The sequence below is a fragment of the uncultured Flavonifractor sp. genome (assembly GCF_944385615.1).
Lineage (GTDB): Bacteria > Bacillota > Clostridia > Oscillospirales > Oscillospiraceae > Flavonifractor.
The window spans coordinates 1-21,772 of record NZ_CALWXV010000044.1; the positions used below are offsets into that span (position 1 = coordinate 1).

Annotated in this window: 20 protein-coding genes; 19 read left to right on the forward strand and 1 reads right to left on the reverse strand. The window is 59.8% G+C overall.

The features are described 5' to 3' along the window. The first annotated feature begins 148 nt into the window (after positions 1–148). From Q0J75_RS10510 to Q0J75_RS10575, 14 genes are all read left to right on the forward strand, one after another. Positions 149–697 carry a hypothetical protein gene (locus Q0J75_RS10510; protein ID WP_297200796.1) on the forward strand — a complete coding sequence of 183 codons (549 nt, stop codon included), beginning with the start codon at positions 149–151 and terminating at the stop codon, positions 695–697. A 62-nt stretch (positions 698–759) separates the two neighbouring features. Further along, on the forward strand, positions 760–1,173 hold the full coding sequence (locus Q0J75_RS10515) for a Mini-ribonuclease 3 (RefSeq protein WP_297200799.1): 414 nt from the start codon (positions 760–762) through the stop codon (positions 1,171–1,173). Next, the gene (locus Q0J75_RS10520; RefSeq protein WP_297200802.1) at positions 1,164–2,888 is read left to right on the forward strand and encodes an Rqc2 family fibronectin-binding protein; all 1,725 of its coding nucleotides are present in this window, start codon (positions 1,164–1,166) and stop codon (positions 2,886–2,888) included. The genes Q0J75_RS10515 and Q0J75_RS10520 overlap by 10 nt, the downstream gene beginning before the upstream one ends. Positions 2,889–2,915: 27 nt before the next feature. Continuing rightward, complete coding sequence (locus tag Q0J75_RS10525; RefSeq protein WP_297200805.1) at positions 2,916–3,605, forward strand: response regulator transcription factor; 690 nt, start codon at positions 2,916–2,918, stop codon at positions 3,603–3,605. A gap of 123 nt (positions 3,606–3,728) precedes the next feature. Beyond that, the gene (locus Q0J75_RS10530; protein ID WP_297200808.1) at positions 3,729–4,649 is read left to right on the forward strand and encodes an ABC transporter ATP-binding protein; all 921 of its coding nucleotides are present in this window, start codon (positions 3,729–3,731) and stop codon (positions 4,647–4,649) included. Next, a complete protein-coding gene (locus Q0J75_RS10535) occupies positions 4,642–5,397 on the forward strand; it encodes an ABC transporter permease (RefSeq protein ID WP_297200811.1) in 756 nt (251 codons plus the stop codon). The genes Q0J75_RS10530 and Q0J75_RS10535 overlap by 8 nt, the downstream gene beginning before the upstream one ends. 24 nt (positions 5,398–5,421) lie before the next feature. Then, on the forward strand, positions 5,422–6,165 hold the full coding sequence (locus tag Q0J75_RS10540) for a hypothetical protein (protein ID WP_297200814.1): 744 nt from the start codon (positions 5,422–5,424) through the stop codon (positions 6,163–6,165). Between the two features lie 71 nt (positions 6,166–6,236). Then, positions 6,237–7,136: a sensor histidine kinase gene (locus Q0J75_RS10545; RefSeq protein ID WP_297200817.1), complete on the forward strand. Its 900-nt coding sequence runs from the start codon at positions 6,237–6,239 to the stop codon at positions 7,134–7,136. A gap of 211 nt (positions 7,137–7,347) precedes the next feature. Next, on the forward strand, positions 7,348–8,205 hold the full coding sequence (locus Q0J75_RS10550) for a sulfide/dihydroorotate dehydrogenase-like FAD/NAD-binding protein (RefSeq protein WP_297200820.1): 858 nt from the start codon (positions 7,348–7,350) through the stop codon (positions 8,203–8,205). 14 nt (positions 8,206–8,219) lie between these two features. After that, the gene (gene gltA, locus Q0J75_RS10555; protein ID WP_297200823.1) at positions 8,220–9,617 is read left to right on the forward strand and encodes an NADPH-dependent glutamate synthase; all 1,398 of its coding nucleotides are present in this window, start codon (positions 8,220–8,222) and stop codon (positions 9,615–9,617) included. Between the two features lie 214 nt (positions 9,618–9,831). Next, positions 9,832–11,169 (forward strand): MATE family efflux transporter, encoded by a 1,338-nt coding sequence (locus tag Q0J75_RS10560; protein WP_297200826.1) that lies wholly within the window; start codon positions 9,832–9,834, stop codon positions 11,167–11,169. A gap of 128 nt (positions 11,170–11,297) precedes the next feature. Then, positions 11,298–12,143 (forward strand): transketolase, encoded by an 846-nt coding sequence (locus tag Q0J75_RS10565; protein WP_297200829.1) that lies wholly within the window; start codon positions 11,298–11,300, stop codon positions 12,141–12,143. Positions 12,144–12,146: 3 nt separating this feature from the next. Then, positions 12,147–13,094: a transketolase family protein gene (locus Q0J75_RS10570; protein ID WP_297200832.1), complete on the forward strand. Its 948-nt coding sequence runs from the start codon at positions 12,147–12,149 to the stop codon at positions 13,092–13,094. Next, positions 13,091–13,918: a Cof-type HAD-IIB family hydrolase gene (locus tag Q0J75_RS10575; RefSeq protein WP_297200835.1), complete on the forward strand. Its 828-nt coding sequence runs from the start codon at positions 13,091–13,093 to the stop codon at positions 13,916–13,918. Before Q0J75_RS10570 ends, Q0J75_RS10575 begins: the two co-directional genes overlap by 4 nt. A gap of 46 nt (positions 13,919–13,964) precedes the next feature. Here the strand turns inward: Q0J75_RS10575 and Q0J75_RS10580 are convergent, their stop codons facing one another. Then, positions 13,965–15,311: an MATE family efflux transporter gene (locus Q0J75_RS10580; protein WP_297200838.1), complete on the reverse strand. Its 1,347-nt coding sequence runs from the start codon at positions 15,309–15,311 to the stop codon at positions 13,965–13,967. Between the two features lie 75 nt (positions 15,312–15,386). On the opposite strand from Q0J75_RS10580, the gene Q0J75_RS10585 reads away from it, so the two are divergent. From Q0J75_RS10585 to Q0J75_RS10605, 5 genes are all read left to right on the forward strand, one after another. After that, on the forward strand, positions 15,387–16,196 hold the full coding sequence (locus tag Q0J75_RS10585) for a MerR family transcriptional regulator (protein WP_297200840.1): 810 nt from the start codon (positions 15,387–15,389) through the stop codon (positions 16,194–16,196). Positions 16,197–16,241: 45 nt separating this feature from the next. After that, the gene (locus Q0J75_RS10590; protein ID WP_297200843.1) at positions 16,242–16,451 is read left to right on the forward strand and encodes a sporulation sigma factor SigK; all 210 of its coding nucleotides are present in this window, start codon (positions 16,242–16,244) and stop codon (positions 16,449–16,451) included. Positions 16,452–16,770: 319 nt separating this feature from the next. Then, a complete protein-coding gene (locus Q0J75_RS10595) occupies positions 16,771–17,508 on the forward strand; it encodes a hypothetical protein (RefSeq protein ID WP_297200846.1) in 738 nt (245 codons plus the stop codon). A 35-nt stretch (positions 17,509–17,543) separates the two neighbouring features. Continuing rightward, positions 17,544–20,591, forward strand: a complete 3,048-nt coding sequence (locus Q0J75_RS10600) for a SpaA isopeptide-forming pilin-related protein (protein WP_363315740.1) — start codon at positions 17,544–17,546, stop codon at positions 20,589–20,591. Positions 20,592–20,654: 63 nt separating this feature from the next. After that, positions 20,655–21,772, forward strand: a 1,118-nt coding sequence (locus tag Q0J75_RS10605; protein ID WP_297200849.1) for a VirD4-like conjugal transfer protein, CD1115 family, incomplete at its 3' end; no start/stop codon positions are given.

The following is a 21,772-nucleotide window of genomic DNA, read 5'->3' on the forward strand; positions in this document are numbered from 1 at the left end:
CTTCTTTGGCCTCTATACGCCAGAAACCCGGCTTATACTTGATGCATAAACCGGGTTTCTCGACAGGCTGAGGGCGGCGCGTTCGCGCCGCCCTTTTCTTCTGCCAATCCCCCGCGGCGCATACACTGACACAAAGGGGGTCAGGCGGATGGAGGAGCGGTTTTCCCTGGCGGGGGGCAAGGGACGGCTGACGGTATGGGAGGAAAACGGCCGGGCGGTGTGTAAAGCTCATTTCCCTGACGATAACAAGGGGCTGTATAAATGCTGGCTGTCCGGCCCCGGCGGAAAGGCTCTGCTGGGCACCTTCGTACCCCAGGGAGGCCAGCTGAAGCTGGAGCGTACTCTGTCGGTGGCCGAGCTGAAGCGGCAGGGGGCCTGGCCCCCCCAGGGGGGCGAAGCGGTGCTGACCTTCTCCTTTGGCGGGCAGAAGGGACCCCCCAAGGGCTGGCAGCGGGAAAATGCCCCTGGACGGCTGATGGGGGAGCCCCTGCTGGCCGCCGCTGCCCCCGGCCCCGCCCTGGTGCGGCAGGAGCGGAATGGATTCTCCCTGGCCTACCCCTACGGACCTGACAAGCCTTTTCCCTTGACCCCTGTATTTTGCTTTGCCCGGCTGGAAGAGCTGGATGGACGGCCCTATCTGTGCTTTCCCTTCCGGCCCGGCGGCTGTCCCCGGCTGGAGGCGTTGGAAGAGTTGTAATTTGCTCCTATTTGCGGTATACTGGCACAATGAAATCCCAGACTGCAAATGAGGAATCACATATGACCGACTATTTTCACCTGAATGCCGACCCCAGCGTGCTCCAGAGCATCAGCTCTTTGGGGCTGGCCCACCTGGGGGACGGCGTCTTTGAGCTGATGGTGCGCTCCTGGCTGTGCCTCCACGGCAAGGCCACCTCCAAGGGTCTCCACCGGGCCACCGTCCGCTATGTGGCCGCCCCAGCCCAGGCCAGGGCGGTGGAGAAGATCCTCCCCCTGCTGGACGAGGGGGAGCACGACGTGTTCCGCCGGGGCCGCAACACCAGCCCCCACAGCGTCCCCCAGAACGCCAGCCGGGCGGATTATCAGGCTGCCACCGGATTGGAGGCCCTCTTCGGCTGGCTGTGGCTCCAGGGCCGTACCGACCGGCTTAATGAACTGTTTGCCGTGATGATGGAGGAAGAGACATGCCGTTAGACGCCCTGTGTCTCACCGCCGTGGCGGAGGAGCTCCGCCGGGCTGTGGTGGGAGGCAAGATTGATAAAATTTACCAGCCCACCCGGGATGAGATTGTGCTCTTTCTCCGGGGACAGGGGGAGAATTTGAAGCTGCTGCTTTCGGCCAACCCCGGCCACCCCAGAGCCCACCTGACCACCCTCAACCGGGAGAACCCGGACAAGCCCCCCATGTTCTGTATGCTGCTGCGCAAGTACCTGCTGGGGGGCCGTATTCTGGAGCTGAACCAGCCCCCCTTAGAGCGTATCCTGGACTTCAAGCTGGAGACCATTGACGAGCTGGGGGACCGGGTGGAGCGCCGCCTGGTGCTGGAGGCTATGGGCCGCTCCGCCAATCTGATCCTATTGGACGGGGAGGGGCGCATCCTGGACTGCATCCGCCGCATTGACGGCGACCTGTCCAAGGGCCAGCGGCAGGTGCTGCCCGGCCTGTTCTATCGTCCTCCGGCCCCGCCCGCCAAGCAAAACCCCTTTCTTCTGGATGAGGCGGAGCTGGCCGCCGCGCTGGATAACCCCATGGGTAAGGAGCCGGAAAAGCTGCTGATGGATGCGTTTACCGGCCTGTCCCCCCTGATCGCCCGAGAGCTGGTATTCCGGGCCGGGGGAGAGGAAGGGCTGGTCCGGGAGCTGGACAAGCTCCAAAAGACTGTAAATGAAAAAGACTTTGCCCCATATCTGCTGGTGCGGGAGGGCAAGGCGGCAGACTTCTCCTTCCTGCCCATTTTGCAGTACGGACCGGAGACCGAGAGCATCCGTCAGGAGAGTTTTTCCGCCCTGCTGGACCGGTTTTATGAGCGCCGGGAGGCGGCCGAGCGGGTCAAACAGCGGGGCCAGGATCTGGTGAAGGCGGTGACCAACGCCCGGGACCGCACCGCCCGCAAGCTGGCCAACCAGGAGAAGGAGCTGGTCGCCACCCTGGACCGGGAGGGGCTGCGGCAGCAGGGGGATATCATCACCTCCAACCTCCACCGGATGGAGAAGGGTATGTCCGTTCTGCGGGCGGCCAACTTCTACGACCCGGAGTATCAGGAGATCGAGATTAAGCTGGACCCCCTGCTCACTCCCCAGCAGAACGCCGCCAAATATTATAAGGACTACAACAAGGCCAAGAAGGCGGAGGAGATGCTCACCATCCAGATCGAAAAGGGTGAGAAGGAGCTGGAGTATCTCAACAGCGTGCTGGAGAACATCCACCTGGCGGAGGGGGAGCGGGATTTGGGGGAGATCCGGCAGGAGCTCACCGAGACAGGCTATCTCCGCCGGCCCAAGACCGCCGCCAAGCGGGAGAAAAAGGTGGCGGGCAAGCCCATGGAGTTCCGCTCCACCGCCGGCTTGCGCATCAGCGTGGGCAAGAACAACAGCCAGAACGACCAGCTCACCACCAAGCTGGCCTACAAGAGCGATATCTGGCTCCACACCCAGAAGATCCACGGCTCCCATGTGATTTTGTGGCTGGAGGGGGGCGAGGCCGACGCTCAGAGCCTCACCGAGGCGGCCATCCTGGCGGCTACCTTCTCCCAGGCGGGGGACAGTACCCGGGTGCCGGTGGACTACACCCCGGTGAAGTATGTGAAAAAGCCCGCCGGAGCCCGGCCGGGGATGGTGGTATACACCACCTATCAGACGGCGGTGGTGGACCCAGACCAGGAACTGGCCAAGCGTTTGCGGATCAAATAAGGAACAACGGACCGGGAGGAATGGGAAATGGAGACCTGTCATATTTTAGTGGTGGAGGACGACCAGGACATCAACAATCTGCTGTGCAAGATCCTCACCGGGGCGGGGTATGACTGCCGCCCGGCCTACTCGGGCAGCGAGGCCTCCCTGTGGGCCCAGCAGTACGACTATGACCTGGTGCTGCTGGACCTGATGCTGCCGGGGCTGACGGGGGAGGAGTTTATTGCCCAGCTGCGCCGGAACAAGACCATGCCGGTCATCGTTCTCTCTGCCAAGGCGGGGCTGGAGGACCGGGTAAACGTGCTCCGGCTGGGCGCAGACGACTTCATCCCCAAGCCCTTTGACAACGCCGAGGTGTTGGCCCGGGTGGAGGCTCAGCTGCGGCGGTACAAGCAGTTTGACCGGGGCAGCGGCAATACGGTGCTCACCCACGGAGATCTGACCCTGGATAAGGAGGGGGTCACCGTCACCGCGGCGGGCAAGCCGGTGGCGGTTACCGCCCGGGAGTTTCGTATCCTGGCTTTGCTGATGGAGCACCCCAAGAAGGTCTTTACCCGGGAAGAACTCTATCAGCAGGTGTGGGGTGGGGAGTACATGGGGGACGACAACACAGTGAACGTCCACATCTCCAACCTGCGCTCCAAGCTGGCCAAGGCCAGTCCTGCCGAGTACATCCGCACCGTTTGGGGCATCGGCTTTAAGCTGAGCGATCTGTAAAGGCGGGGGCAAGCCCCCGCCGCCATCCCACCCAACTTTAAACATTCTTCACCTTTGCTTAAAGACCGGTTATGGCCTTGCCTGTATACTGGCATCACAAACCAAAAGAAAGGCTGATGCCCAATGACAGATACCATATTGGCGACCAAGGGCCTGACCAAGCGCTACGGGTCCCATCTGGCGGTGGACCGGGCGGAGCTGACGGTGGAAAAGGGCCAGATCTACGGCCTGGTAGGCCGCAACGGCGCCGGCAAGACCACCATCATCCGCATGATTACCGGACAGACCGTACCCACGGCGGGGGAGGTCACCCTCTTCGGCACCGCAGGGCGTGACCTGCTGAAGCTGCGCGCCCGTACCGGGGTGATGGTGGAGACCCCCAGCTTCTACCCCTATCTTACCGCCCGGCAGAACCTGGAGTACTACCGCCTCCAGCGGGGCATTCCCGGCAAGGGGACGGTGGACCAGGTACTGGAGGAGACCGACCTGGCCGACACCGGAAAAAAGACCTTCAAAAACTTCTCCCTGGGCATGAAGCAGCGGCTGGGGCTGGCTCTGGCCCTGATGAACCGGCCCGACTTCCTGCTGCTGGATGAGCCCATCAACGGCCTGGACCCGGAGGGCATCGTGGAGTTTCGCAACCTGCTGCTCAAGCTCAACCAGCAGCGCCAGACCACCATCCTCATTTCCAGCCACATTCTGCCGGAGCTGGCCAACCTGGCCACCTGCTATGGATTCATCGACAACGGGGTCATGCTGGAGCAGATCAGTGCCAAGGCCCTGGAGGAGAAGTGCCGGGCCTGCATCGAGGTCCAGGTGGATGACCCCAACGCCGCCGCCCTGCTGTTGGAGCAGCAGCTGGGCACCCGGGACTATGAGGTGCTGCCCGGCGGCACCCTGCGGCTGTACAGCTTTCTGGACCAGCCCCAGACCGTGGCCCGGGTGCTGGTGGAGGGGGGCGTGGCCCTGTGCTCCATGGAGAGCCGGGGGGCCAACCTGGAGGACTACTTCCTGTCCATGATCGGAGGTGTCCGCCATGCGTAACTATCTGGCCGCCGAATGCTATAAGGTTTTTCGGAGAAAGTATTTTTATAGTGCCCTGCTGACGGTGCTGGCCCTGGAGGGGCTGCTGATCTGGGGGTATTGGTTCACCTGGACCCACGGCAACACCGGCGTGGACTTCAGCGGCAGCCTGGTGACCCTGTTCATGATGGTGAGCATCGGACTGTACGCCGCCATCCTCACCGGCGACATGATCTTTTCTGAGCAATACAAGTATAACACCCTGAAAAATGAGGTGGCCTACGGGACTCCCCGCCCGCGTATCTACCTGGGCAAGCTGCTGGTGGCCACGCTGGTGGCCCTCATGGCCGCCGTGGTGATGGTGGGTGTGTATCTGGGGTTCTGCTGGATTCTGCTCCCCCACAACGAGGCGGACAGTTCTGCCCTGGCTACTCTGGGGTATGTTCTGGCCGGGGCCCTGCCCCTGTGGCTGGGAGCCCAGGCGCTGACCATGGCCTGCTACTTCATCATCCCCAACAACACCCTGGCCGCCTTTGTGGTGGTGGCTCTGCTGGGCGTGCTGCCCCCCATCCTCCAGCTGTGCGGCCTTCTGATCCACCCGGGCTTTGAGCACATCCGTCAGCTCATGCCCGCCGTCCTGCTGGAGCAGCTGTACCAGCGCGCCTTCCAGACAGACTATCTGGGCCTGTGCTGGATCGTGGGCCTGGTGCTCACCGTGGCGGCCACTTTGGTGGGTATCGTTACGTTCCAGAAAAGAGAGATTCGTTGACGGACGCCGCCGGGAGGGACGGGCATGCTCAATTACATCAAAGCCGAGCTGTGGAGAGCCTCCCGGCACAAGGGGATCTATGTATTGGTCCTGATTCTGGTGGCCCTCACCGCCCTGTTCACCGCGCTGATGCTGTCGGCGGAGGTCTTTTATCAAATGGCCTCCGCCGCTACGACCACCATGCTGCTGGGGCTGTTGGTGGCTCCGCTGCTCACCAATATTGTGGACGGCGGCTCCTTGAGCACCCTGAAAAACGAGGTCTCTTTCGGTGTGGGCCGGAGGCGGATTTATCTAGGCAAGCTGATTGCCGGCCTGCTGCTGGGGCTTGGGCTGTGCCTGTTGCTGCTGGGAGGCTATCTGCTGACAGGGTGGCTCGTACTGCCTCACAGCCCGGAGGAGGACCTGACGACTATGGCTGTGGTGGGCTTTGCCCTATTGGGTGCGCTTCCCATCTGGTGCGGGGTGTATGGCCTGTGCCATATGATGGCCATGCTCATCCCCAGCACGGCGGGGTGGCTTTCCATCTACTATGTGCTCACTTTTTTTGGCCAGCCGGTTCTGGTGGCCCTCATCGTCACCTTCACCCAAGGCTGGATGAGCAGCCTGATCCAGGCTGTTCTGATGCCCTTTTCCTTGCTCATGCCCAACTATTTGTCGGGTTGGATTACATGGGAGTACCAGGTGTGGTGCTGGACCATTGGCTTGGGCTGGATGGCGGTGACTACCATGCTGGGTCTGTTCTGCCTGGACAAAAAGGAGATCAAATAAGAAAGAGCCGACGGGCGTGCCGCAGTCACGGCACGCCCTTTCAGGTTGCAGGTTGGAAAGGAGGGTTTCTGATGGCGGTTATCCTGTGTATGGTGCTGGCGGCGGTGTGCGCTGTTCTGGGGGTGTGGGTGTGGACCCAGCGCAAGTCCCTGAGAAGCGCCGCCCGGCAGCTGGAAGAACTGGAGCGGACCGACAGCACCGCCCGGCTGCGGCTGGCGGTGCCCAACCGGGCGGCGGAGGACCTGCTGGAGCAGGTCAACCGTCTGTTGGAGCTGCGGCGGCAGGATCAGGCGGTGTGGCTGGAGCGGGAGCGTTCTCTCCGCCAGCAGATCGCCAACGTGTCCCACGATTTGCGCACCCCGTTGACCTCTATTCTGGGCTATCTCCAGCTGCTGGAGGGGGGTGGGCTCACAGAGGAGGAGCGGCGGGAATATCTGGCGGTGGTGGAGAGCCGGGCCAAGGCCCTTCAAAGCCTCATCACCGGCTTTTATGACCTGTCCCGGCTGGAGGGCGGGGAGTACCCCCTGACTCGGGAGCCGGTGAATCTGTACTCCAGCCTGTCCGGCCTGCTGGCCGCCTTCTACAACGACTTTACCGACCGGGGCTTTGACATGACAGTGGAGCTGGAGGAAAATCTGCCGCCGGTGCAGGCCGACAGCGGCGGGGTGCTGCGGGTGTTCACCAACCTGATCCGCAACGCTCTGGACCACGGCCAGGGAAAAATGACCGTCCGCCTTTTTCAGACGGAGGAGGGGGTGGTGAGCCTCTTCGCCAACGAGACCCATGAGTTGACAGAAGAGGACCTGCCCCGGGTGTTTGACCGGTTCTTTACCTCGGATAAAATGCGCACCGGCCGCAATACCGGCCTGGGGCTGGCCATCGTCAAAACCCTCACCGCCCAGATGGGCTGCCGGGTAGAGGCGGCGCTGGAGGACGGGATGTTCGTGATTCGGGTCGTTTGGCCGCTGTAACCACCGGTTTATTTGTCGGAACCGCCAAAGGCGGTGATTGCCGCTTGACAAAGTAAGGGAAAACTGATATCGTTTATCCGTATGACTGGAAAGCCGCAAACCGTTGGGGCTGTAGGATTTTAAACTGGTCAGTCATAATCGAGATGGCTGGAAGCGGCATCCGCCGGAGGGGCCGCACTACAGACCGCAGAGAAGAAGAGGTTGAATCAACATGGTAAAGATCGTACGGAAACAGGTTCTCAACCCCAGCGTTACCCTGCTGGAGGTAGAGGCCCCTCTGATTGCCAAGAAGGCCCGGGCGGGTCAGTTCATTATCCTGCGCCTGGATGAGCAGGGCGAGCGTATCCCCCTGACCATTGCCGACTATGACCGGGAGAAGGGCACGATCACGATTATTTTCCAGAAGGTGGGTCTGACCACCCAGCTGCTGGCCGACCTGAACGAGGGCGACCATATTCAGGACTTTGTGGGCCCCTTGGGCCTGCCCACCGAGCTGCCCGAGGGCGCCAAGCGGGTGTGCGTGGTGGGCGGCGGCGTAGGCTGCGCCATCGCCTATCCCCAGGCCAAGACCTGCCATGCCGAGGGCATTGAGGTGGACGTGATCGCCGGCTTCCGCTCCAAGGACATCGTGATCCTGGAGGACGAGTTCAAGGCGGTGAGCGACCACTGCTATATCATGACCGACGACGGCTCCTATGGCGAGCAGGGCTTTGTTACCGTCAAGCTCAAGGAGCTCATCGACTCCGGCGTCCACTACGACGCCGTCATCGCCATCGGCCCCATCCCCATGATGAAGTTTGTGTCCAAGACCACCGAGCCCTACCACATCAAGACTATCGTGAGCCTGAACCCCATCATGATCGACGGCACCGGTATGTGCGGCGGCTGCCGGGTCACCGTGGGCGGCAAGATGAAGTTTGCCTGTGTGGACGGCCCCGACTTTGACGGTCATGAGGTGGATTTTGACGAGCTGATGAACCGCAACGCGGTGTATCGTGCCCAGGAGGCGGAGGAGAAGGAGCGCCACGCCTGCCGGATGGACCAGCTTGCCAAGGAAATGATCCAGTAAGGAGGACTGATACCATGCCGAATATGAGTTTGAAGAAGGTCCCCATGCCGGAGCAGGACCCCAATGTGCGCAACCACAATTTCCAGGAGGTTTCCCTGGGTTATACCGCCGAGATGGCGATGGAGGAGGCTACTCGCTGCCTCAACTGCAAGCATAAGCCCTGTGTGGGCGGCTGCCCGGTGAATATCCGTATCCCTGAGTTTATTGCCAAGGTGGCCGAGGGCGACTTCAAGGCCGCCTATGAGATCATCTCCGACACCAACGCCCTGCCCAGCGTCAGCGGCCGTGTGTGTCCCCAGGAGAGCCAGTGTGAGGCCCGCTGCGTCCGGGCCATCAAGGGCGAGCCGGTGGCTATCGGCCGTCTGGAGCGTTTTGTGGCCGACTGGTACCGGGAGAACATCAACGCTATGCCCGAAAAGCCCCAGACCAACGGCATCAAGGTGGCGGTGGTGGGCTCCGGCCCCGCCAGCCTGACCTGCGCCAGCGACCTGGCTAAGCACGGCTATGAGGTCACCATATTCGAGGCCTTCCATACCGCCGGCGGCGTGCTGGTGTACGGCATCCCTGAGTTCCGTCTGCCCAAGGCCATCGTGCAGAACGAGGTCAACAAGCTGTCTGCTCTGGGCGTGGATCTGGAGACCGATATGGTCATCGGCAAGACCTTCGACATCGACGAGATGTTTGAGGAGGGATACGAGGCCGTGTTCATCGGCTCCGGCGCCGGTCTGCCCATGTTTATGGGCATTGAGGGCGAGACCCTGGCGGGTGTGTACTCCGCCAACGAGTACCTGACCCGCATCAACCTGATGAAGGCCTACCGGGAGGGGTACGATACCCCCCTGAAGATCTCCGGCTCGGCTGCTATCATCGGCGGCGGCAACGTGGCTATGGACGCCGCCCGCTGTGCCAAGCGCATGGGCGCTGAGCACGTGTACGTACTCTACCGCCGGGACGAGGAGGAGATGCCCGCCCGGAAAGAGGAGGTCCACCACGCCAAGGAAGAGGGCATTGAGTTTATGCTGCTCACCAACCCCGTGCGGGTGCTGGACGACGGTACCGGCAAGGTGGGCGCTCTGGAGTGTGTGAAGATGCGCCTCACCGCTCCCGACGAGAGCGGCCGCCGTGCCCCCAAGGTGGTGGAGGGTTCCAACTTCAAGCTGGACGTGGATACCGTGGTCATGAGCCTGGGCACCAGCCCCAACCCCCTGATCCGGTCCACCACCCCCGGCCTGGAGACCAACAAGAAGGGCTGTCTCCAGGTGGACGAGGAGACCATGGCTACCAGCCGGGAGGGCGTGTACGCCGGCGGCGACGCCGTTACCGGCGCTGCCACTGTTATTCTGGCTATGGGCGCCGGCAAGAAGGCCGCCGCCTCCATGCATGAGTATCTGATGAAGAAGCACAGCAAGTAAAAGAGCTATGAAATGGACGCGCTGAAAACAGCGCGTCCATTTTTTATACTCTATGGAATTCAAAATTGCCCGGGAAATGTACAACTGGAATGGGCAACAGCCTCTTTTCGCTTACCAAAAGGAAAGCTGCTGTGTAAAAGGTGGGGATTGCGGGAAACCCGGGGGCGGATTACACTATACTCCGTATGAGACAGAGGAAAAGGAGAGGATGGGAATGCCCGCCCTTCAAAATGACCTGACCCAGGGCAGCGTCAGCCGGAAGCTGATCCGCTACGCCATGCCCCTGGTGGCCTCCAGCCTGTTGCAGGCCATCTATTCCATCACGGATATCATCATCGCCGGACACTTCATCGGTGACACCGGCATCTCAGCCATCAATACCGCCAGCGTCATCATGAATATGCTCACCCAGCTGGCCATTGGCCTGACGGTGGGCGGCAACATTCTGGTGGGCCGCTACTTCGGCAGCGGGGCGGAGGAGGACCGGAAAAAGGCGGCGGGCAATACCCTCACCGTGGGTATCATCGCCGGAATCCTGTTTACCGTGTTGATTTTGCTGCTGGGCAGGCCCTTCCTGGTGCTGCTGAAAGCCCCAGCCATGGCGGAGTCGGCGGCCTATCTGGGTATCTGCGGCGTGGGCCTGCTGTTCATCTTCGGGTATAACGCCCTGTCGGCCATCTTACGGGGCGTGGGAAACTCCCGCATTCCGCTCTATTGCATCATTGCCTCAGTAAGCCTCAACGTGATTCTGGACATCCTCTTTGTGGCGGTGTACCGGATGGGAGTAACGGGGGCTGCCCTGGCCACCGTCATCGGTCAGGCGGTGTCCTTTGTCACCGCCCTGGTGTTCAGCCTGCTCCACCGGGAGAGCCTGGGTCTGACACTCAGGTATCTGCGCCCCGAGGGCCGGGTGGTGCGCATGACCCTGAAGCTGGGCCTGCCGGTGGCCCTTCAGTGGACCATCGCCAGTATTTCCTGGCTGGTGGTGCTCACCCTGGTGAACAAGTACGGCGTGGCGGTGTCCGCCGGCAACGGCGCGTCCAACAAGATCCGGGACTTCTGCCAGCTCTTCCTGTCCGCCCTCACCACCGGCGCTGGCACCATGTGCGCCCAGTGCCTGGGGGCCAAGCTGTACGACCGGGCCGAGCAGGTCATGAAGACCTGCATGAAGCTGTCTCTGGGTATGGCGGCCATTATCATTCTGCTGGCTGAGCTGCTGGCCCCCTGGCTGGTGATGATCTTCACCCCCGATCCAGAGGTCCAGCACTGGGCGGTCATCAACCTGCGCATCGAGATCATCTGTCAGCTCTTCTATGCCGGTATGTTTACCTACAACACCCTGGCCACCGGCTCAGGGCATACGGTATTCATCATGTGGAACTCCTTCCTTAACTGTATCGTGGTCCGCCTGGTGCTGGCGGTGGTGCTGGAACACTTTATGGGTATCTATGGCGTGTATCTGGCCTGCGGCATCGCCGTGTCCAGCTCGGTTCCGGTGGGCTGGTGGTTCTACCGTTCTAACCGGTGGAAAATGCCCCGTCATGTTCAGTAAGTCCAAAAACGCGGGCGGAATGCCCGCGTTTTTTTGTGAACCGATGGTTGAAACAAGGAGTTTTCTAAGGTATACTAAAGTCAGAGAATATTGGCCCTTGAGGCCGACAGAATGGAAAGGTGAATCAAATGGAACAGTCAAAGCTCCACGCACTGGCTGTCACAGCCGCCCACGCCCGTGTGCTGGCGATGGATATGGTGCATGATGCGGCCTCCGGCCACATTGGCGGCTCTCTGTCAGCAATGGAAATCGTGACTCTTCTGTACAATGGTGTGATGCGGGTGAATCCCGCCGCCCCCCGTGACCCCGACCGGGACCGCTTCGTGCTGTCCAAGGGCCACTGCACCCCCGCCCTCTATCCCATCCTGGCGCTGAAGGGCTACTTCCCTGTGGAGAATTTGAAGCTCTTCCGCTCTATCAAGGGCGATCTGTCCGGCCATGCGGAGATGAACTGTGTCAAGGGCGTGGATATGTCCACCGGCTCTCTGGGCCAGGGTATTTCCGCCGCTGTGGGTATGGCGCTGGCAGGCAAGGCCGACAAAAAGGACTACCGGGTTTACACCCTGCTGGGCGACGGCGAGATCGAAGAGGGCCAAGTGTGGGAGGCCGCCATGTCCGCGGCCAAGTATCACCTGGATAACCTGTGCGCCATTGTGGATGTGAACGGGCTGCAGATCGACGGCGCCACCGCCGACGTCATGCCCTCCGAGCCTCTGGACAAGAAGTTTGAGGCCTTCAACTGGAATGTGATCCATGTGGACGGCCACGACTTCAATGCCCTGGAGGAGGCTTTTGCCGCCGCTGCCGCCTGCAAGGACAAGCCCACTGTGCTCCTGGCCAAGACCATTAAGGGCAAGGGGGTCTCCTTCATGGAGGGGGACTATGGCTGGCACGGCAAGGCCCCCAACGACGAGCAGTATGAGAAGGCCCACGCGGAGTTGGTGGCCGCGCTGGCGGAACTGGAGGGAAAGTAAGCCATGAGTGAGAAGATCGCCACCCGGGTGGCATACGGAAAGACCCTGGCCGAGCTGGGCGAGCAGTACCCCAATCTGGTGGTTCTGGACGCCGATCTGTCCGGCTCCACCCAGAGCCAATTTTTCGCCAAGGCGTTCCCTGAGCGTTTTTACAACATGGGCATTGCCGAGGCCAATATGACCGGTGTGGCCGCCGGTCTGGCCACCTGCGGCAAGCAGGCCTTTACCAACACCTTCGCCATGTTCGCCACCGGACGGGCCTATGAGCAGGTGCGCAACTCGGTGGCCTATCCCCGGCTCAACGTGAAGATCGTGGGCTCCCACGGCGGCCTGTCTGTGGGCGAGGACGGCGCCACCCACCAGTGCATTGAGGACTACGCCCTCATGCGCACCATCCCTAACATGATGGTGGTTTCCCCCTGCGACGGCCCCGAGATGCGCCTGGCGGTAAAAGCTCTGCTGGACTATGACGGTCCCGCCTACCTGCGCCTGGGCCGGCTGGCGGTGGACAGCATCACCGACGAGATCCCCGGCTACACCTTCCAGCTGGGCAAGGGCTCTCTGCTGCGGGACGGCACCGATGTCACCGTCATCGCCACCGGTATGATGGTGCAGATGGCCTACGCCGCTGCCCAGACCCTGGCGGAGGAGGGTATCTCCGTGCGGGTCATTGACATGCACACCATCAAGCCTCTGGACGGGGAGATCGTGCTGAAGGCCGCTTTGGAGACCCGGTGTATCGTCACCTCCGAGGAGCATACCATCCTCAACGGTCTGGGCTCTGCCGTGGCCGAGTTTGTGTCCGAGCACTGCCCGGTGCCCGTGGTACGCCACGGCGTCAACGATGAGTTCGGCCGTTCTGGCGCTGCCAAGGCGGTGCTGGAGGCCTATGGACTCACCCCCCAGGGTATCATTGAGAAGGTACGCCAGGCTCTGAAGCTGAAGAAATGAACGATATCCGACTGATTTGTCTGGACATGGACGGCACTCTGCTGGACGATGACCACGCCACTGTGCCTCCCCGCAATGTGGCGGCCCTCCGGGTCGCATCTGAGCTGGGGGCGGCTGTAGCCATCGCCAGCGGGCGGGCCTGGTCCCTATTGCGGGCGGTGGATGCCCAGATCGGGGTCACCCGGTACGCCGTCCTCTCCAACGGGGCGGCGGTGCTGGATGTGGCGGCAGGAGAGTGGATTTACCGGCGGCCTATGGACCAGGCTGCCCGGCGTACCATTATCACCCTGTTGCTGGACTGGGGCCTGCCCTTTGAGGTCTACTGCGAGGGGGAGAACTATATCCAGAGTGACCGGGTAGAGCAGGTGGTATCCTGGGCTCTGTCCCCGGAGTTTGCCCAGGTGCTGCGGACAGTCTCCCAGTTTCCAGATGACCTGAACGCCGCTTTGGACGGCAAGGCAGTGGAGAAGATCCATATCTTCCATGTGCCTCCCCAGAAGCGGCAGGAATTGCTGGACGCGGTGGCGGCTTGCGGCTGTCTGGACGTGACCAACTCGTTTCAAGAAAATATGGAAATCGTTGCTTCTGGGGCTAATAAAGGCTCGGCGGTGCAGGCCCTGTGCGCCAAGCTGGGCCTGGGTCCTGAGCAGGTCATGGCCTTTGGCGACGCGGGCAACGACCTGGAGCTGCTGCGCTGGGCGGGGTGGTCCTTCGCCATGGACAATGGCAGTGATGAGGCCAAGGCGGCCGCCCGCTACACCACCGGTACTAACCGGGAGGGCGGCGTGGGCATGGCTGTAGAGCGCTACCTGTTAAACACATAAACAAACCCCCCGGTTATACCGGGGGGTTCTCTGTTATGGGGATCGCTTATCGGGCAGAGGAAGGAGCCTCCAGTCCACCTGCCGACTCTTTCTGCCGTACCTGATGGAAATAGCGCAGCAGGAAGAAGAGGGTAATGACCAGGCAGATCCCTTCAGAGGCCAGGGGAGCCAGCCAGATGCCTACATCCCCGAACAGAGTGGACAGCACCACCAGACAGCCGGAGATGAGCACCAGGCCTCGTCCGAAGGAGATGGTGAGGGCGGGGAAGGGGTGCTCCATGGCGGTGAAGAAGCCGGAAATTACCACGTTGAAGCCCATCAGCAGGAAGCAGGAAGCGTAGAGCCGCAGGGCGGTAACGGTGTAGCCGAAGAGGGGATCGCCCCCTTCCAGGAAGAGACCCACAATAGGCCCGGCCAGCAGCTGGCAGATGCCAAAGAAGAGCAGTCCCGCTACAGCCACCAGCTTGACGCCATAGGATAAAAATTTGTGACACAGGGGCCGCTGACCCGCCCCCAAATAGAAGCTGGACAGGGGCTGGACCCCATGGGCGGTACCGATCATGGTCATGAGGACCAGGGTATTGACGTAACTGATGATGGTATAAGAGGTAAGGGCGGCATCTCCCACTACCTGGAGAATGGTCTGGTTGAACAGGAAAATGACCAGGCCGTTAGAGAACTCGCTGAGGCCGTCGGAGGTACCCAGAGGGAGGATGCGCCGGTAGGCCCCAAAATCGGGTTTGAACCGTCCAAAGCGGAGGGGAGCGGGGTGTCGCACAAAATAGACCACAAATATCACCGTAGAAGTGACCTGGGCCAGGCCGGTGGCCAGGGCGGCTCCCCACACGCCCCAGTGGAAGTGCATGACGAAGACGTAGTCCAGCACCACATTCATAATGGCACAGGACAGCACCCCGATGGTGCTGACGTGGGGGGCGCCGTCCGCCTTTACCTGGACCTCCAGGTTATAGGATACGGTGAAGAACACGGCAAAGCAGGCGATGATAGCCACATACTCCTTTACTAAAGGGAGCAGGTCCCCGCTGGCCCCCAGGAACAGGGCTACCCGCTCCAGGTTGAGCAGCACCACCGCTGTCAGGGCCAGAGACAGAACGATGACTACCGCCAGGTTCTGGTTAAAATAGTTGCGGGCTTTTTCCTCGTCCCCCTGGCCCAGAGCCAGGGAGAGAACTGTGGAGGTGCCGGTGGCCAACAGGATGCCGATGGTGAAGATCAGGGATACGAAGGGCATGGACAGATTGACTGCTCCCAGAGCGTGGCTGCCCACGCCGTGGGCCACAAAGATACCGTCCACAATGGTGTACAGGGAGAAGATCCACATGGAGACGATGGACGGAATGGTGAATTTGAAAAATTTAGCGACCAGATTCACGGGTAAAACCTCCTCTTTGTAAGAACATCATAAACCCTCGTACTATCCGAGAGTCAAGAGCGGGAGGCAAAAAAGTTGAAAGAGTTTTATCAGATCCACGAATTGGCCAAATTATTTGATCTGTGCCCCGATACGCTGCGCTATTATGAGGAAAAGGGGCTGCTCCATCCAGTACGGGGGGAGAACCGGTACCGGCTGTACGGGATTCAGGATGTGTGTACCTTAAATATCATCCGGGCCCTGCGGGAACTGGACCTACCCACCCGGGAGATCGGGACCTATCTGGAACGGCGGTCGGTGGGAGAGACCCTGACCCTGCTGGAGCGGGAGGAGGCGCTGCTGGAGCGGCGGATGGCTGAGCTGGAGGCTGCCCGGCAGGAGGCAGCAGACCGTCGTCTGCGTCTGGAGCGCTACCAGGCCGTGAAGGACGGCTTGGTGGAGCTGGTGGAGGAGCCGTCCCGGCCTTATGTCTTTCTGGAAAAAGATTTTATTCTGGAGAAGGAAATTGACTTCCAGCTCAAACGGCTGGAGCAGCGTCACCAGGATTACATCCAGGTCATCGGCAGTCAGTGCATGGGGGCTGCCATGGATGAGGAGAGTTTGAAGGCGGGGGTGTATAACCACTTTTCCCGGGTATTTTTCCTGACCAAGCCCGGCTTGCCCTTTGATGATACCCTGCCGGCGGGTGAATATGCACGGCTCTATTACCGGGGCCCCTATGAGCGGCTGCAGGACCATCTGAAGCGGCTGCTGGCCGGAGTGGAGGCGGCGGGCCGCTGTCCGGTGGGGGCACCCCTGGAACTCTACCGTATTGACGCCCACGACACCAATCTGGAGGCGGAATATGTCACCGAGCTACAGGTGAAGGTCACCCCGACCGTATAGGGACAAAGGTTGTCGGAATACAGTGGGACCATGGAGGTGTGAACAATGATTCCTGCATGGATCCTGCTGCTGCTCAACCAGTTTTTCTTCACGTTGCGCCTGTCGGGCGGGGGGAGCGGTTCCTTCCCACGCCCTTTGAAGGCGGAGGAGGAGCGCCGCTATCTGGAGCTGTCTGCCCAGGGCGATTTGGAGGCCCGCAACAAGCTGATCGAGCACAACCTGCGCCTGGTAGCCCATATTGTTAATAACGGTTAAAGCAAAGGACCAATCCGGGCAGAACAGCGGGACAAAACTGCTGTCAGGCTCTGTACGGGTGGATGGGTATAACCGGCATTTGGACATCCTCTATGAGGCCAGAATCTTGTTGTCTGCATGATCCAAAGCCGGAGATGCCTCGGTACATGATATGTGGACAAGCACTGGAATCCATTGTGGCATACATCGCTCACTACATCAATCACGGCAGCACGTCTGCTTGAGCGATGAACTTCAAATCAAATATATCAGTATCATATCATTTGTTGAAGGAGAGCGTTTTGAATACGCTCTCCTTTTTTGATAGGGGGTGATCGTTATGGCTTCTGTGGAACTTTCCTATTATTACGGTTATGAAGCAGAACAGTTCTCATTTTACCGCATCCCCAAGCTACTCTTTACAGACAATCGGTTTGCTGGCATATCGACAGATGCCAAGCTGCTCTACTGTGCCAGGACGGTTGGCCTGGAAAGCCTCCCGGTTATCGTCCGGGAGTACACGGATGACGAGGCCGACATTCTGGTGGTAGACTACAATATCACCCGTGAGGATTTGCTGCCCAGTGAGAAAGCAAGGGCATATAGCTTGAAACTTGAGGCTATGAAGCGACAGGCCGGACGGCCATCAAAAAATTCTCTCCAAGTTGGAGAGAATTTTCGTGGGAAGTTTTCTGTTCAAATTTTAAGTGAGCAAGTTGGCGAAAATGTGACAAACATTCAGCGGTATATCCGCCTAACAAAGCTGATCCCGCCCCTACTGGAACAGGTGGACAATGGTGTTTTGAAAGTCACACCCGCAGCGGACTACATTTCCCATCTAAGCGAAAAAGAGCAAACTGCCCTGTTGGTCATCATGGAACGGGATGAGGTTTCTCCCAGCCTGGGACAGGCCAAACGGCTCAAGGAACTGAGTGAGGCGGGAAAGCTGGATGCCACATCGTCACCGAGATTCAGGCCCCGGACGGCTACATTCTGGACTCCACCCCTCACGAGGTCTATCTGCGGCCCGGTAAAACCACCGAGATCTCCATTGAGAACGAAAAGAAACCGGGCCTGACCATCAAGAAGATTGATTCTGTCACTGGCAATCCCCTGAAAGGGGCAAAGTTTGAGCTTTGGGTAGCCAAGGACAACACCGAGGACGGCACCTATCAGAAGCTGGATCAGAACTTCTACTATACCGATGAAAACGGCGAAATCTACCTGGATAAGCTGGACACCGGCTGGTACAAGGTGGTGGAGGTTGATCCGCCCACCGGCTATGCCCTCCGTGACCCCTCCGAGCAGACCATCTATGTGGACAACGACAAGGCTGTGGAGCTGATTTTTGAGAACACGCCCCTCAGTGCCCTGGTGGTCTGGAAGTTCGATTCCGTCACCGGCGAGGCCCTGGAGGGCGCTGTGTTCCAGGTGCGCTACCTGGGCGGCACCTCCGGCACCGGCGGCACCGTGATCGGCACCTATAAGACCAGCGCCAACGGCAGCTTTACCGTCACCGGCCTGGAGGCGGGCACTTATGTCGTGGAGGAGCTGGCCAGTCCCAATGGCCATGTCATCGACACCGCACCCCAGACCGTCTTTATCTCCGGCAAGGAGCAGGATGTGGTGCAGCTGTACTTCGGAAACTCCCCCAAGGGAAGCCTGCTGATTAAGAAGATCGACAGCGAAACCCGTGAGCCGCTCAGCGATGTGGAGTTCATGGTCACTACCGCCGACGGAACTGTGGTAGGCGACGCCAACGGCAAATTTGTCACCGATAGCGCCGGTACGATTCTGATCGAGGGGATCGACCCCGGCACTACCCTGGTGGTCAAGGAAACCAGAGCCAAGACCGGCTATGAGCTGGACGATACTCCCCAGGCCGCTACCATCAAGGCGGGACAGACCGTTACCCTGGAGTTCCGCAATGCGCCCCAGGGCTGTCTCCTCATTACCAAGGTAGACAGCGTGACCCACAAGCCCCTGTCCGGCGTCCAGTTTAAGATTGCCGGGTGCAACGGCTGTGAGTACCCCGCAGGCACCTATACCACCGACGCCAACGGCCAGATCAAGCTGAGCCACATCCCCTCCGGCTGCTACTCCATTACGGAAACCAAGGCCGCAGAGGGCTATCTGCTCAACGGCACCGCCCAGACCGTCAAGGTGGAAAGCGGCAGCTGCAAGGAAGTCACCATCGCCAATGAGCCGCTGGGCGGGCTGGTCATCAAGAAGATGGACAGCGCAACCAAGGAACCCCTCAGTGAGGTAATCTTCAAAGTGACCACCACGGACGGGGCCGTAGTCGGCACGTCCAATGGTGAGTTCCGTACCGATGAAAACGGTTATATCACCATCCCTGACTTGGAGCCGGGTGGCTATGTGGTGCAGGAGGTCAAGGCCAAGGAGGGCTACCTGCTGGACAATACCCCCAAGACCATCGAGATCAAGGATCATCAGACCTATACCCTGGAGTTCTTCAACCAGCCCAAGGGCAATCTTATCATCAACAAGCTGGATTCCGTTACCAAGGCTCCCCTGGAGGGCGTGGAGTTTGAGCTGACCTACTCCGACGGCTCCTATGTGGACGCAGAAGGCGGCACCCTCTCCAGCAAGGGCCTTTATACCACCGATGAAAACGGCCAGATCATCCTGTCCGGGCTGACCGGCACCATTGTAGTGACGGAAACCAAGACCATTGAGGGCTACACCATCCACGAGGAAACCCGCACCCAGACGGTGGTGATCAATCCCAACGACACCCAGGAGCTGACCTTCTACAACGACCCTGTGGGCGGCGTGGAGATCATCAAGGTGGACGAGGCGGATAAAACGGAGCGACTGGCCAACGCCACTTTTGAAATCCGCAAGATGGATGACGCCCTGGTGGATACTGTGACCACCGACAAGTATGGCCGGGTGTTCCTGGCTCTGGAGGACGGGGCCTATTATGCGGTGGAGATCGAGGCCCCGGAGGGCTATAAGCTGGACGATACCCCCCACTACTTCGAGGTAAAGGATGGCAAGACCAGTAAGCTGACCGTGACCAACAAAGCCTTCTCCGGCATCCTCATTCACAAGACTGACAGCAGCACCGGAAAGGGCATCTACGGCGTGACCTTCCTGCTGTATGACGCTGGCAACAACCCCGTGGGCCAGTACACCAGCGACAACCAGGGCTACGTCTACATCGAGAATATCGAAACTGGGCGCTACTATCTCCGTGAGCTGGAGAACGAGGGATACATCCTGGACACCCAGCGCAAGACGGTCTATGTGAAGTCCGGCGAGACAACTCTGGTGGAGTGGGAGAACACCCCCATCATGGGGCAAATCCAGATCATCAAGAAGTCGGCGGACGATAACCCCATCAACGCCCTGCCCGCCGGGACGCTGCTGGAGGGCGCTGTATTCGAGGTCTACGACAAGGCCGGCAATGTGGTGGATACCATCGTATCCGACTACAACGGCAGAGCGGTATCCAAACTCCTGCCTCTGGGCCGCTATACCATCCGTGAGGTACAGGCGCCCGACTATTACTCCATCAATCCCACCGTCCTGACCGCATACCTGGATTATGAGGGCCAGATTGTGACCTTCGAGGTGGAGGACAACAGCGTGTCCACCGGCGTATCCATTAAAAAGACCGGCTATGCCGAGGTCATGCCCAACCAGCCTATCCGGTACACCATCACCGGCATTGGCAACACCTCCACCGTGCCGCTCTCCTCGTTCTACTGGAGAGACACGCTGCCCGGTCAGGTGTCGCTCTCCAAGGTAGTTACCGGCACCTACAACCAGCAGCTCTCCTACAAGATCGTCTATAAGACCAATCTGAAGGACAGCTATCAGACCCTGGCGGACAGCCTCTCCACCACCAAGAACTATGTGCTGGAAGCCAGCCCTGCGGCCCTGGGCCTTGCCTCCAACGAGCGTGTCACTGAGATCATGTTCGTGTTCGGCACCGTCAAGGGCGGCTTTGGTCAGGTGGAAACCGCCTATATCCACGGCAATGTGGTGAATGGCCTTGCCAATGGCTCCAGCATTGTCAATGTGGCCGATGTGGGCGGCGTCTACAATGGTCAGTGGATTCAGGCCGTGAGCCGCTGGGTGACCAAGGTTTACGCCAAGACCATCACGACCCTGCCCAAGACTGGGTATTAAGCCGTGAAGCGCAGTCAGAATTTCCGCAGTGCCGCCCCTTTGTGGGCGGCACTGTCCATTTTGGTGATTTGGGCAGCCCTGCTGATCGCTACCGCCTATGAGGACGGTATGAATCTATTTACCCTGATGGAGCGCATTTCCGGGCAATTTGCCCGTCCATTCTCCATCCAGTGGAAGCCACACTCCATAAAAGTTGTGCTGATCTGTCTGGTGTGTTACTGCTGCGGAATCGGCTTGTATTACACCTCCAGGGAGAATCGCAGGCCCGGAGAGGAGTATGGCTCAGCCAAATGGGGCGACCCCAAGGCCCTCTGCAAGAAGTACATGGATACCAAAAATCCACTGTCCAACGTGATCCTGACCAGGAACGTGTCTATCAGCTTCAACAGCTACAAGCACCGGCGGAACCTCAACATCGTCGTGGTGGGCGGCTCTGGCTCCGGTAAAACCCGTTTTGTGGCCAAGCCGTGGCTTTACAGCGCAAACTGCTCCTATATCGTCACAGACCCCAAGGGGGAGCTGCTGCGGGCTTCCGGGAACCTGCTCAAAGAGATGGGATATGAGATCGTGGTATTCAACCTGATTGACCCCAGCCAATCGGATGGCTATAACCCCTTTGCCTATATCCGCAACGAGGCCGACGTGCTGAAGCTGATGGACAATCTAATCCGCAACACCACCCCCAAGAACGCAAATAACTCTGACCCATTCTGGGAGAAAGCGGAAATTGCGCTGGATTCTGCCCTGATGCTCTATCTGCTCCATGAGGCTCCGCCTTATGAGCAAAACCTTGAAATGATTACCTACCTGCTGACCTGTGCGCAGGTACGAGAGGAGGATGACCAGTTCCAAAGCCCTCTGGATCAACTGTTCCTGGAGCTGGAATATGAGAAACCAGACCACATTGCAGTCCACCAGTACAAGATTTTTAAGCAGGCCGCCGGCAAGACGGCAAAGACCATCCTGGTGTCGGCAGCTGTCCGTCTGGCGGCGTTGGCCATGCCGCAGTTTGCCGCCATGACCTTCCGGGACGACATGGACTTCGGCTCTCTTGGAGAACGCAAGCGGGCTATTTTTTGTGTCATTCCCGTGGCGGACGGTAGTATGAACTACCTCGTAGGTATGCTCTACACCCAATGCTTCCAGGAGCTGTACCGGGTGGCGGATGAAAAGTACAAAGG

Excerpts from the sequence above, each read along its gene's own strand:
- Q0J75_RS10510 (WP_297200796.1), top strand. The coding sequence starts at position 149 with ATGGAGGAGCGGTTTTCCCTGGCGGGGGGCAAGGGACGGCTGACGGTA.
- Q0J75_RS10515 (WP_297200799.1), top strand. The coding sequence starts at position 760 with ATGACCGACTATTTTCACCTGAATGCCGACCCCAGCGTGCTCCAGAGC.
- Q0J75_RS10520 (WP_297200802.1), top strand. The coding sequence starts at position 1,164 with ATGCCGTTAGACGCCCTGTGTCTCACCGCCGTGGCGGAGGAGCTCCGC.
- Q0J75_RS10525 (WP_297200805.1), top strand. The coding sequence starts at position 2,916 with ATGGAGACCTGTCATATTTTAGTGGTGGAGGACGACCAGGACATCAAC.
- Q0J75_RS10530 (WP_297200808.1), top strand. The coding sequence starts at position 3,729 with ATGACAGATACCATATTGGCGACCAAGGGCCTGACCAAGCGCTACGGG.
- Q0J75_RS10535 (WP_297200811.1), top strand. The coding sequence starts at position 4,642 with ATGCGTAACTATCTGGCCGCCGAATGCTATAAGGTTTTTCGGAGAAAG.
- Q0J75_RS10540 (WP_297200814.1), top strand. The coding sequence starts at position 5,422 with ATGCTCAATTACATCAAAGCCGAGCTGTGGAGAGCCTCCCGGCACAAG.
- Q0J75_RS10545 (WP_297200817.1), top strand. The coding sequence starts at position 6,237 with ATGGCGGTTATCCTGTGTATGGTGCTGGCGGCGGTGTGCGCTGTTCTG.
- Q0J75_RS10550 (WP_297200820.1), top strand. The coding sequence starts at position 7,348 with ATGGTAAAGATCGTACGGAAACAGGTTCTCAACCCCAGCGTTACCCTG.
- gltA (WP_297200823.1), top strand. The coding sequence starts at position 8,220 with ATGCCGAATATGAGTTTGAAGAAGGTCCCCATGCCGGAGCAGGACCCC.
- Q0J75_RS10560 (WP_297200826.1), top strand. The coding sequence starts at position 9,832 with ATGCCCGCCCTTCAAAATGACCTGACCCAGGGCAGCGTCAGCCGGAAG.
- Q0J75_RS10565 (WP_297200829.1), top strand. The coding sequence starts at position 11,298 with ATGGAACAGTCAAAGCTCCACGCACTGGCTGTCACAGCCGCCCACGCC.
- Q0J75_RS10570 (WP_297200832.1), top strand. The coding sequence starts at position 12,147 with ATGAGTGAGAAGATCGCCACCCGGGTGGCATACGGAAAGACCCTGGCC.
- Q0J75_RS10575 (WP_297200835.1), top strand. The coding sequence starts at position 13,091 with ATGAACGATATCCGACTGATTTGTCTGGACATGGACGGCACTCTGCTG.
- Q0J75_RS10590 (WP_297200843.1), top strand. The coding sequence starts at position 16,242 with ATGATTCCTGCATGGATCCTGCTGCTGCTCAACCAGTTTTTCTTCACG.
- Q0J75_RS10595 (WP_297200846.1), top strand. The coding sequence starts at position 16,771 with ATGGCTTCTGTGGAACTTTCCTATTATTACGGTTATGAAGCAGAACAG.